The organism is Streptomyces sp. NPDC050504, from assembly GCF_044458065.1.
GTDB lineage: Bacteria > Actinomycetota > Actinomycetes > Streptomycetales > Streptomycetaceae > Streptomyces.
The window spans coordinates 176,208-186,938 of record NZ_JBITHO010000010.1 but is presented as its reverse complement, the minus strand read 5'-3'; the positions used below and the strand labels follow the sequence as shown (position 1 = coordinate 186,938).

The following is a 10,731-nucleotide window of genomic DNA, read 5'->3' as shown; positions in this document are numbered from 1 at the left end:
GGGGGGGGGGGGGGGGGGGGGGGGGGGGGGGGGCGGGGGGGTTGTCCGGGGGGGGGGGGGCCGCCGGCCGGCCGGGGGGGGGTTTGGGGGGGGGGGGGGGGGGCCCGGTCCCCCCCCCCCCCCCCGCCCCTCCCCGTGCGTAAGGCCCCGTACGCACGGCTCAGATCAGCCCGTGCTCCCTCAGGTACTCCAGCTGCGCCCGCACCGACAGCTCCGCCGCCGGCCACAGGGACCTGTCCACGTCCGCGTACACCGCCGCGACCACCTCGGGCGCCGTCCGCAGCCCCTTCTCGACCGCGGTCTCCACCTGCGCGAGCCGGTGCGCGCGGTGCGCCAGGTAGAACTCCACCGCCCCCTGCGCGTCGTCCAGGACAGGACCGTGGCCCGGCAGCACCGTCGCGACGCCGTCGTCGACCGTGAGCGAGCGCAGGCGGCGCAGCGAGTCCAGGTAGTCCCCCAGGCGCCCGTCGGGGTGCGCGACGACCGTCGTGCCCCGGCCCAGGACCGTGTCGCCGGTGAGGACCGCGCGGTCGGCCGGGAGGTGGAAGCAGAGCGAGTCCGCGGTGTGGCCCGGCGTGGCCACGACCCGCAGCTCCAGGCCGCCCGTGGTGATCACGTCCCCGGCCGCCAGGCCCTCGTCGCCGAGGCGCAGCGCGGGGTCGAGCGCGCGGACGTCCGTCCTGGTCAGCTCGGCGAACCGCGCCGCGCCGTCCGCGTGGTCCGGGTGGCCGTGCGTGAGCAGGGTGAGCGCGACCCGCTTGCCCGCCCGCTCCGCGGTCCCGATCACCCGGCGCAGGTGCGCCTCGTCCAGCGGGCCCGGGTCGACGACGACCGCGAGGTCGGAGTCGGGCTCGGCGACGATCCAGGTGTTGGTGCCGTCCAGGGTCATCGCGGACGGGTTGGGCGCCAGGACGTTGACCGCGCGGGCGGTCGCGGGGCCCGAGAGCACCCCGCCCCTGGGCTGTCCCGGCAGCGCGGCGGCGTCGGTCATCGGGCGCCTCCCGGGGCCGGGACGCGCTTGGTGAACTCCTCGTGCCCCGGCCAGCTGAGCACCAGCTCGTCGCCCTCCATGCGGGCCTCGGCGAGCACCGGCGCCAGGTCGGCCGAGGCCGCGCCCGCGAGGGCTTCGGCGGCCGTCCCGTACGGCTGGAGGTCGCGCAGCGTCGCCACGGTGGGCGGCATCATCAGCAGTTCGCCCCTGCCGTAGCCGGCGAGGGCGTCCGCCGGGGTGATCCACACCGTGCTGTCGGCCTCGGTCGAGGCGTTGCGGGTCCGCTGCCCCTCGGGGAGCACGGCGACGAAGAACCAGGTGTCGTACCGGCGCGGCTCGAACTCCGGGGTGATCCAGCGCGCCCAGGCGCCCAGCAGGTCCGAGCGCAGCACGAGCCCGCGCCGCTCCAGGAACTCCCCGAACGACAGCTCGCGGGCGACCAGCGCCGCCCGGTCCGCCTCCCAGTCGTCCCCCGTCGTGTCGCCGACGACGGTCGTCGCGCTGTCCCCGGCGAGCAGCACGCCCGCCTCCTCGTACGTCTCGCGCACCGCCGCGCAGACGACGGCCCGCGCGGACGCGGTGTCCACGCCGAGGCGCTCCGCCCACTCCTCCAGCGGCGGCCCCGCCCAGCGCACCAGGCGGTCGTGGTCGCGCGGGTCGACGCCGCCGCCCGGATACGCGTACGCGCCTCCGGCGAAGGCCATGGAGGCGCGTCTGCGCAGCATGTGTACGGCGGGCCCGGCGGCCCCGTCGCGCAGCAGCAGCACCGTCGCGGCCCGCTTGGGGGTCACGGGGTGCAGTTCGCCGCCGGCGAGCGCGCGGATCCGGTCGGGCCACTCGGGCGGGTACCACTGGCCATTGGACATGGCCGGAGGCTATCCGGATCCGCCACGATGTTCGAGAGGTCCCCGAACGGCGGTGGGCCGCGGTGGACCGAGTCCTCCGCGGACCGCGGTGGACTCAGTCCTCGACGATCTCCACCAGGAACTCGACCTCGACCGGCGCGTCCAGCGGCAGTACGGCCACGCCGACCGCGCTGCGGGCGTGGACGCCCTTGTCGCCGAGGATCTCGCCCAGCAGCTCGCTCGTGCCGTTGATCACGGCCGGCTGGCCGGTGAAGTCGGCGGCCGAGGCCACGAAGCCGGTGACCTTCACGACGCGCGCGATCCGATCGAGGTCGCCCACGACGGACTTCACGGCGGCGAGGCCGTTCAGCGCGCAGGTCGCGGCCAGTTCCTTGGCCTCCTCGGGGGTGACCTCGGCGCCGACCTTGCCGGTCAGCGGCAGCTTGCCGTCGACCATCGGGAGCTGGCCCGCGGTGTAGACGTAGGCACCGGAGCGCACGGCGGGCTGGTACGCGGCGAGCGGCGGCACGACCTCCGGCAGGGTCAGCCCCAGCTCGGCGATCCGCGCCTCGACGACGCCGCTCATGCCTGCTTCTCGCGCTTCAGGTAGGCCACGAGCTGCTCGGGGTTGTTGGGGCCCGGCACGACCTGGACGAGCTCCCAGCCGTCCTCGCCCCAGGTGTCCAGAATCTGCTTGGTCGCGTGTACCAGAAGCGGCACAGTGGCGTACTCCCACTTGGTCATGGGGCGACTGTAGCCGCTGGCAGGGGCAGCCTCGTGCGTAGGTCGCGGAGCGACTGGTTAGGCTCGAAGGCGTGAGCAGGCTCCAAGTGGTCAGCGGCAAGGGCGGTACCGGCAAGACGACGGTCGCCGCAGCACTGGCGCTCGCCCTCGCGACCGAGGGGAAGCGCACACTCCTGGTGGAGGTCGAGGGCAGGCAGGGCATCGCGCAGCTCTTCGAGACGGAAGCCCTTCCGTACGAGGAGCGGAAGATCGCCGTCGCGCCGGGCGGCGGTGAGGTGTTCGCGCTGGCGATAGACGCCGAGCGGGCCCTCCTGGACTACCTCCAGATGTTCTACCGGCTCGGCTCGGCGGGGCGCGCGCTGCGCAAGATAGGCGCGATCGACTTCGTGACGACCGTCGCGCCGGGGCTGCGGGACGTCCTTTTGACGGGCAAGGCCGTCGAGGCGGTGAAGCGCAAGGACAAGCAGGGCGCGTACGCGTACGACTACGTGGTCATGGACGCCCCGCCGACCGGCCGCATCACCCGCTTCCTCAACGTCAACGACGAGGTCGCGGGGCTGGCCAGGATCGGCCCGATACACAACCACGCGCAGGCCGTGATGCGGGTCCTGAAGTCGCCCGAGACGGCCGTGCACCTGGTGACCCTGCTGGAGGAGATGCCGGTCCAGGAGACCGCGGACGGCGTCGACGAGCTGCGCGCGGTCGACCTGCCCGTGGGCCGCGTCATGGTCAACATGGTGCGCCCCGCCGTGCCGGGGCTCGACGAGCCCGAGCGCGCGCCGCTGGACGCCGAGCACCCCGTCCTGGCGAAGGCGCTGGCGCGGGCCGGTCTCGACGAGCCCGAGCCGCTGGTGGCGCCGCTGCTGGCGCAGGCCGACGCGTACGGCGAGCGGCTGCGCCTGGAGCGGGAGCAGCGCGAGCGGCTGTCCGGGCTCGGGCTGCCGCTGCACGAACTGCCGCTGCTGGCCGACGGCATGGACATCGCCGGCATCTACCGGCTGGCGCGGACGCTGCGCGGTCAGGACCTGTGAGAACGCCGTGAGTCCCATGAGTGTCCCGAGCCCCGTGAGACCCGTGAGACCCGTGAGCCCTGTGAGTGTCGTGAGTGTCGTGGAGGAGAGCCGATGAGCCCCGCGTCGAACCCGCCCGTTGCCGCGTCGCCCCCGCTGGAGGTGGACCGGCTGCTCGACGACCGGACGATGCGCATCGTCGTGTGCTGCGGCTCGGGCGGCGTCGGCAAGACGACGACGGCCGCGGCCCTGGGCGTACGGGCGGCGGAGCGCGGCCGCCGGGCGGTCGTGCTGACCATCGACCCGGCGCGCAGGCTGGCGCAGTCGATGGGCATCGACCGGCTGGACAACGTCCCGCGCAGGGTCGACGGCATCGAGGGGCCCGGCGAACTGCACGCCATGATGCTGGACATGAAGCGGACCTTCGACGAGATCGTCGAGGCGCACGCGGACCGGGACCGGGCCGCCGCGATCCTGGGCAACCCCTTCTACCAGTCCCTGTCGGCCGGTTTCGCGGGCACGCAGGAGTACATGGCGATGGAGAAGCTGGGGCAGTTGCGGGCCCGCGACGAGTGGGACCTGATCATCGTCGACACCCCGCCGTCGCGCTCCGCGCTGGACTTCCTGGACGCCCCCAAGCGCCTCGGGTCGTTCCTGGACGGGCGGTTCATCAAGGTGCTGATGGCCCCGGCGAAGGTCGGCGGGCGGGCCGGGATGAAGTTCCTGAACGTCGGCATGTCGATGATGAAGGGCACGCTCGACAAGGTCATCGGCGGTCAACTGCTCGGCGACGTGCAGACGTTCGTCGCGGCGATGGACACGATGTTCGGCGGCTTCCGTACGCGGGCCGATGCCACGTACCGGCTGCTCCAGGCGCCCGGCACGGCGTTCCTGGTGGTCGCGGCGCCGGAGCGGGACGCGCTGCGCGAGGCGGCGTACTTCGTGGAGCGGCTGGCGGCGGAGGACATGCCGCTGGCGGGCCTGGTGCTCAACCGGGTGCACGGCAGCGGCGCCGCCCGGCTCTCCGCCGAGCGGGCGCTCGCCGCCGCGGAAAATCTTGATGAGGGCCGCATTGTCGATCAGGAGTCCGGGAAGGCTGGTGTTCGTGGCTCCCGGGGCACTCCCACCCCGATCGCCCAGGGCGACTCCCCCGAAGCCCCCGGGCACGCCGCAGACCACACCACGGACCACGCCACGGACCCCGAACCGCACGCCCCCGACGTCGAAGGCTCCACCGCCGAGCAGCCCTCAGCCGAGCAGTTGGCCGCAGGGCTGCTGCGCCTGCACGCCGATTGCATGCAGGTGCTCGCGCGTGAACGGCGAACGCGCGACCGCTTCACCGCGCTCCACCCCGAGGTGGCGGTGTCCGAGGTCCCCGCCCTGCCCGGAGACGTGCACGATCTCGCGGGGCTGCGGGACATCGGTGATCGGCTCGCGGCCGGTGCGGGCGACGCGTCCGTCGGCGACGCGGCTCCGCCGGCCGGAGCTGCCTGACAGCCGGAGCTGTCCGACGAGGGCGGGACGCCCTGCCGAGGCGTACGTACGAAAGGGGCGCGGGCGGGTCCGGCGGACCCACCGCCGCTAGCCCACCGCCGCGTACGTCTCGTGCAGCTCGTCGTCCTCGTCGATGAGTACGGGAAGGATTCCCGTGCTCCGCTCGTATTCCGTACGAGCGGTCTCAAGGAGCCTGCGCCACGAGGTGACCGTGGGCCGCCTGCGCAGCAGCGCTCGGCGCTCCCGCTCAGTCATGCCTCCCCAGACACCGAACTCGACGCGATTGTCCAGCGCGTCGGCCAGGCACTCGGTCCGCACCGGGCATCCGGTGCACACCGCCTTGGCCCTGTTCTGCGCTGCCCCTTGTACGAACAGTTCATCCGGATCGGTAGTGCGGCAGGCTGCCTGCGCACTCCAGTCGGTTACCCAGCCCATCCCGGCGCCGTCCTCTCCCGAATCGAGGCTCCCCCACGGCGGCAGAGGCATATTCACCGCTGCCAGTTGAGGACGTTACGGAAGCCGGGCAGAGCACAACACCCCCTTCGGGCCCAATCTTGAATGGTCCGAACGGACTATGCGTAAGCGGCAGATCACCCGGGGGAGTGAGCGGCGGACATGCGTGATTAACCCGGTGAAATCGGGACGGGTCAGCCGAGTCACAACGGACGTTCGATGACACACACGGTGAATTCGAAAATCCACCGGACTCCGGTGGACTCCACCGGACTCCGAAACCCGGTGTACCGGTCCGGTAACCGCTCCGGTAACGGGGCTTGATGCGGAGTGGTATTGCTGTGACAGTTGAGTACAGCTTAGGCCAAGGCATGTACGCGCGTCCGGCGAATGAGAACGTAGGCTGCCCCCCATGGGAAACAAGCGCTCGGGCGGGGGTCTCACCGGGACCCAGCAGGCCGCCAAGTTCCTCGGCGTCTCCGTACTCTCCGGGGCGGTGCTCGCAGGCATCGCGCTGCCCGCCGCCGGGGTCCTGGGCCTCGCGGCCAAGGGCACCGTCGAGGGGTTCGACGAGATCCCGGCCGGTCTGAAGACCCCGCCGCTGAGCGAACGCACCGTCATCCTGGACAACCAGGGCGGCACCATCGCCACGGTCTACTCCAGGAACCGCACGGTGGTCCCGCTCGAAAAGATCTCGCCGTACATGCAGAAGGCGATCGTCGCGATCGAGGACTCGCGCTTCTACGAGCACGGCGCGGTCGACCTCAAGGGCATCCTGCGCGCGCTCAACCGCAACGTGCAGTCGGGCGGCACCACCCAGGGCGCCTCGACCCTGACCCAGCAGTACGTGAAGAACGTCTTCGTCGAAGAGGCGGGCGACGACCCGACGAAGGTCGCGCAGGCCACGCAGCAGACCCTCGGCCGCAAGATCCGCGAGTTGAAGTACGCGATCCAGGTCGAGGAGGAGCTCGGCAAGAAGAAGATCCTGGAGAACTACCTCAACATCACCTTCTTCGGCCAGCAGACCTACGGCGTCGAGGCCGCGTCCCAGCGCTACTTCTCCAAGAGCGCCAAGGACCTGAAGGTGGAGGAGGCCGCGCTGCTGGCCGGTCTCGTCCAGTCGCCCAGCCAGTACAACCCGATCAACGACACCATCCAGGCCACCAAGCGCCGCAACGTGGTGCTCCAGCGCATGGCCGACGTCAAGGACATCACGCAGGCCGACGCCGACCGGGCGAAGGCGACCCCGATCAAGCTCAAGGTCAGCAAGCCCCAGCAGGGCTGCATCACCGCCGTCGACGGCGCCGGGTTCTTCTGCGACTACGTGGAGAAGATCTTCCGGACCGACCCGGTCTTCGGGAAGAACAAGGAGGAGCGGGCCAAGCTCTGGAACCAGGGCGGCCTGACCATCCGCACGACCCTGGACCCGCAGTCGCAGCGCTCCACCCAGCAGTCGATCAAGGACCACGTCTACCAGAAGGACAAGGTCGCCACCGCGGTCACGCTGGTCGAGCCCGGGACGGGCAAGGTCAAGGCGATGGGCCAGTCCAAGCCGTACGGCTACGGGGACAACGAGACCGAGATCAACTACTCGGTCAACAACAAGTACGGCGGCTCGAACTACGGCTTCCCCGTCGGCTCGACCTTCAAGCCGTTCGTGGCCGCCGCGGCCCTGGAGGAGGGCAAGCCCCCGACGCAGCCCTACTCCTCCCCGTACCAGATGCCCTACCCGGAATCGATCTCCACGTGCAGCGGCAAGCCGTGGGTGAACACCGGCGGGGACACGCTGGAGAACGAGAACGAGAAGGAGGTCGGCCCCTACCCGCTGCGCGAGGCGATGGCCATGTCGGTCAACACCTACTTCGTGCAGATGGTCGAGGACATCGGACTCTGCCCGGTCCAGAAGATGACCGACAACCTCGGCGTGGTCATGGGCAACGGCGAGAAGGTGCGGGTCAGCCCCGCGCCGCTGACCCTCGGCTCGGACGGCATCTCGCCGCTGACGATGGCCAGCGCGTACGCGGCGTTCGCCTCGCGCGGCACGTACTGCACGCCGATCGCCCTGGAGTCGGTCAAGACCTCGCACGGCAAGGAACTGCCGGTCCCGAAGTCGGAGTGCTCGCGGGCGATGTCCGAGAACACCGCCGACACCATCAACACCCTGCTGCGCGGCGTGGTCGACTCCGGTACGGGCCGGGAGGCCGGCCTCAAGGAGCGCGACAGCGCGGGCAAGACCGGCACGACGGACGAGCGGAAGAACGCCTGGTTCGTGGGCTACACGCCGAACCTCTCCGGTGCGGTCTGGATCGGCAGCGCCTCCCAGCAGGTGCACATGGAGCAGATCTACATCGGCGGCGAGTACCACGACAAGGTGTTCGGCGGTAAGGTCCCGGGCCCGATCTGGCGCGACGCGATGCTCGGCGCGCTGGACGGCAGGGAGTCCGGGGACTTCAGCACCGTGCACATCCCCGAGCCCGAGAAGGACAAGGACAAGGGGAAGCCCGGCAAGCCCGGGAAGCCGGGCAAGCCGAACAAGCCCGACGACGGGAAGCCGGGGAAGCCCGGTGACGGGAAGCCCGACAAGCCCGGTGACGGGAAGCCCGGCGACGGCGACTGGGACTGGCCCGGCGACGGCGGCGACTGGGACTGGCCGCAGGGGCGGTAGCGGGTAGCGGTACGTACGAGAAGGGGCGGGGGGGGCCGGGGGCGGCGCCGCCCCCCCCCGGGGGGGGGGGGGGGGGGGGGGGGGGGGGGGCGGGCGGGGGGGGGGGCGGGCGCCGGGCCCCCCCCCCCCCCCCGCCCCTTCTCGTCTTCGTCGGTCCGTCAGGCGAGGAGCCGCTTCACCGTCGCGGCCACCCGGCCGCCCTCGGCGAGCCCCGCCACCTTCGGGTTCACGATCTTCATGACGGCGCCCATCGCGCGCGGCCCTTCGGCGCCGGCGGCCTTCGCCTCGGCGACGGCCGCCGCGACGACCTGCTCCAGCTCCTCGTCCGTGAGCTGCTTGGGCAGGTACGCGTCGAGCACCGCGCCCTCGGCCAGCTCGCGCTCGGCCTGCTCGGCCCGGCCGCCCTGGGCGAACGCGTCGGCCGCCTCGCGGCGCTTCTTGGCCTCCTTGGCGATGACCTTGCGCACCTCGTCGTCGGAGAGCTCACGCGCCTCCTTGCCGCCGACCTCTTCCTTGGTCACTGCGGTGAGGGTCAGCCGGAGCGTGGACGAGACGAGCTCGTCGCGCGCCTTGATGGCGGTGGTGAGGTCTTCCTGGAGCTTGGCCTTGAGCGTGGTCATGGGTCCAGTGTGGCAGGTGCGGCCGCGGCGCCGCCCACGGATTTTCCGGCACGTGCCGTCTGCGACGATGGACGCATGCGCGCACGCTACGGAGTTCCCCTGGGTTTCATGGCCGTTGGCGCGGCCTCACTGGCCTACGCCACCTGCATCGAGGTCCGGTCCTTCCGCCTCCGCAGAATCACCGTCCCGGTGCTGCCCAAGGGCGCCCGCCCGCTCAGGGTCCTCCAGGTCTCGGACATCCACATGGTGAGCGGCCAGCGCAAGAAGCGCGCGTGGCTGCAGTCCCTGGCGGGGCTGCGCCCGGACTTCGTGGTGAACACCGGCGACAACCTCTCCGACACGGAGGGCGTGCCGGAACTGCTGGACGCGCTGGGCCCGCTGATGGAGTTCCCCGGCGTCTACGTCTTCGGCTCCAACGACTACTACGGCCCCACGCTCCGCAACCCCGGGCGCTACCTGCTGGAGAAGGTGAAGGGCAAGCACGGCCTGAACGGCAACCCGCCGGTCGTGGGCGCCGTCCACAACCCGTGGGAGCCGATGCGCGACGCCTTCGACGAGGCCGGCTGGCTCGACCTCACGAACACCCGGGGCAACCTGAAGCTGGACGGCTTCGAGATCGCGTTCACCGGGCTCGACGACCCGCACATCAAGCGGGACAGGTACGAGAAGGTGGCGGGCGGTCCCGACGGGTCCGCCGACTTCTCGATCGGCGTGGTGCACGCGCCGTACCTGCGCGCGCTGGACGCGTTCACGGCGGACGGGTACCCGCTGGTCCTGGCGGGCCACACGCACGGCGGCCAGCTGTGCGTCCCCTTCTACGGGGCGCTGGTCACCAACTGCGACCTGGACACGGACCGGGTGAAGGGCCTCTCGACCCACACGGTCGACGACCGCACCTCGTACCTCCACGTCTCCGCGGGGTGCGGCACGAGCCGCTACACGCCGGTGCGGTTCGCGTGCCCGCCCGAGGCGACGCTGCTGACGCTCACGGCAGCCGAATAGCCCTTTTTGGTCCATTTCACGACATACGGCATACGGTGGGGCCATGAGCGCCCCACCGGTACGCCCGGCACCCTCCGCCCGCCGCCCGTACGCCGCCGCGTTCCGCGCCCTGATCTGCGCGGCGGCGGTGACGGGGGTCGTGATCGACCTGGTCGTCGGCGAGCCGCCCAGGGTGCTGAGCTACTTCACGATCCAGTCGAACATCCTGGTGGCGCTGGTGCTGGGTGCGTCAGCCCACCGCGCCTGGACGGGCCGCCCGCCCCTGTCGCCCCGGCTCACCGGGGGCACCCTGCTCTTCATCCTGATCACGGGGCTCGTCTACCACCTGGTGCTGGACAACGCGGCGAGCGGCTTCTCGATGACGGACGACCCCGACGCCCCGGTGAACGCCTGGCGCACGGTCTCCAACCAGCTCCTCCACACGGTCACCCCGATCGCCGTCCTCCTGGACTGGCTCGCGCTCACCCCGGCGGGCGGCCTGCGCGCCCGGCACGCGGCCCAGTGGATGCTCTACCCGGCGGCGTACCTGGTCTTCGCCCTGACCCGGGGAGCGCTCCTGTCACCGGGCGACGAGGCCCGCTACCCGTACCCCTTCCTGGACGTCGACGACCACGGCTACGCGGGGGTGCTGGGCAACGCGGTGGTCTTCGGCCTGCTGTTCTACGCCCTGGGCCTGGCCCTGGTGGCCCTGGACCGCACCCGCCCGACGCCCCGCCGAAACCGGATTTCGCCTCCGGGCGCGGGTGGGCTAAAGTAATCGATGTCGCCGCGACAAACGGTGACATCGGGGTGTAGCGCAGCTTGGCAGCGCGCTTCGTTCGGGACGAAGAGGTCGTGGGTTCAAATCCCGCCACCCCGACAGCTGTAAGACCAGGTCAGGGGCTTGATCCGCGAGAGCGGGTCGGGT

11 protein-coding genes and 1 tRNA gene are annotated in these 10,731 nt (G+C 71.6%); 6 read left to right on the top strand and 6 right to left on the bottom strand.

Features of this window, described 5'->3' with window-relative positions:
* Positions 1 to 160: 160 nt before the first annotated feature.
* The 4 genes from ACIBNE_RS32840 to ACIBNE_RS32825 form a co-directional block, all read right to left on the bottom strand.
* Positions 161 to 991 (bottom strand): MBL fold metallo-hydrolase, encoded by an 831-nt coding sequence (locus ACIBNE_RS32840; protein ID WP_399278105.1) that lies wholly within the window; start codon positions 989 to 991, stop codon positions 161 to 163.
* Positions 988 to 1,857, bottom strand: a complete 870-nt coding sequence (locus ACIBNE_RS32835) for an NUDIX hydrolase (RefSeq protein WP_399278103.1) — start codon at positions 1,855 to 1,857, stop codon at positions 988 to 990. Before ACIBNE_RS32835 ends, ACIBNE_RS32840 begins: the two co-directional genes overlap by 4 nt.
* A 94-nt stretch (positions 1,858 to 1,951) precedes the next feature.
* Positions 1,952 to 2,422: a RidA family protein gene (locus ACIBNE_RS32830; RefSeq protein ID WP_399278101.1), complete on the bottom strand. Its 471-nt coding sequence runs from the start codon at positions 2,420 to 2,422 to the stop codon at positions 1,952 to 1,954.
* Entirely contained in the window at positions 2,419 to 2,580 is a 162-nt protein-coding gene (locus tag ACIBNE_RS32825) for a DUF4177 domain-containing protein (protein ID WP_003975360.1), read from the bottom strand. Before ACIBNE_RS32825 ends, ACIBNE_RS32830 begins: the two co-directional genes overlap by 4 nt.
* 71 nt (positions 2,581 to 2,651) lie before the next feature.
* On the opposite strand from ACIBNE_RS32825, the gene ACIBNE_RS32820 reads away from it, so the two are divergent.
* Both ACIBNE_RS32820 and ACIBNE_RS32815 read left to right on the top strand, forming a co-directional pair.
* Entirely contained in the window at positions 2,652 to 3,611 is a 960-nt protein-coding gene (locus ACIBNE_RS32820) for an ArsA family ATPase (RefSeq protein ID WP_399278099.1), read from the top strand.
* Positions 3,612 to 3,704: 93 nt separating this feature from the next.
* The gene (locus ACIBNE_RS32815) at positions 3,705 to 5,084 is read left to right on the top strand and encodes an ArsA family ATPase (protein ID WP_399278097.1); all 1,380 of its coding nucleotides are present in this window, start codon (positions 3,705 to 3,707) and stop codon (positions 5,082 to 5,084) included.
* 87 nt (positions 5,085 to 5,171) lie between these two features.
* Here ACIBNE_RS32815 and ACIBNE_RS32810 read toward each other — a convergent pair whose 3' ends face one another.
* Positions 5,172 to 5,519 (bottom strand): WhiB family transcriptional regulator, encoded by a 348-nt coding sequence (locus ACIBNE_RS32810; protein ID WP_399278095.1) that lies wholly within the window; start codon positions 5,517 to 5,519, stop codon positions 5,172 to 5,174.
* Between the two features lie 430 nt (positions 5,520 to 5,949).
* Between ACIBNE_RS32810 and ACIBNE_RS32805 the strand changes: the two genes are divergently transcribed.
* Entirely contained in the window at positions 5,950 to 8,202 is a 2,253-nt protein-coding gene (locus ACIBNE_RS32805) for a transglycosylase domain-containing protein (protein ID WP_399278093.1), read from the top strand.
* 158 nt (positions 8,203 to 8,360) lie between these two features.
* On the opposite strand, the gene ACIBNE_RS32800 is transcribed toward ACIBNE_RS32805, so the two are convergent.
* A complete protein-coding gene (locus ACIBNE_RS32800) occupies positions 8,361 to 8,822 on the bottom strand; it encodes a GatB/YqeY domain-containing protein (RefSeq protein ID WP_399278091.1) in 462 nt (153 codons plus the stop codon).
* Between the two features lie 75 nt (positions 8,823 to 8,897).
* Between ACIBNE_RS32800 and ACIBNE_RS32795 the strand changes: the two genes are divergently transcribed.
* The 3 genes from ACIBNE_RS32795 (at position 8,898) to ACIBNE_RS32785 (ending at position 10,683) form a co-directional block, all read left to right on the top strand.
* Positions 8,898 to 9,824: a metallophosphoesterase gene (locus ACIBNE_RS32795; protein ID WP_399278089.1), complete on the top strand. Its 927-nt coding sequence runs from the start codon at positions 8,898 to 8,900 to the stop codon at positions 9,822 to 9,824.
* 43 nt (positions 9,825 to 9,867) lie between these two features.
* On the top strand, positions 9,868 to 10,581 hold the full coding sequence (locus tag ACIBNE_RS32790; protein WP_399278087.1) for a Pr6Pr family membrane protein: 714 nt from the start codon (positions 9,868 to 9,870) through the stop codon (positions 10,579 to 10,581).
* A 28-nt stretch (positions 10,582 to 10,609) separates the two neighbouring features.
* Positions 10,610 to 10,683, top strand: a tRNA-Pro gene (locus tag ACIBNE_RS32785).
* The last annotated feature ends 48 nt before the right edge of the window (positions 10,684 to 10,731 follow it).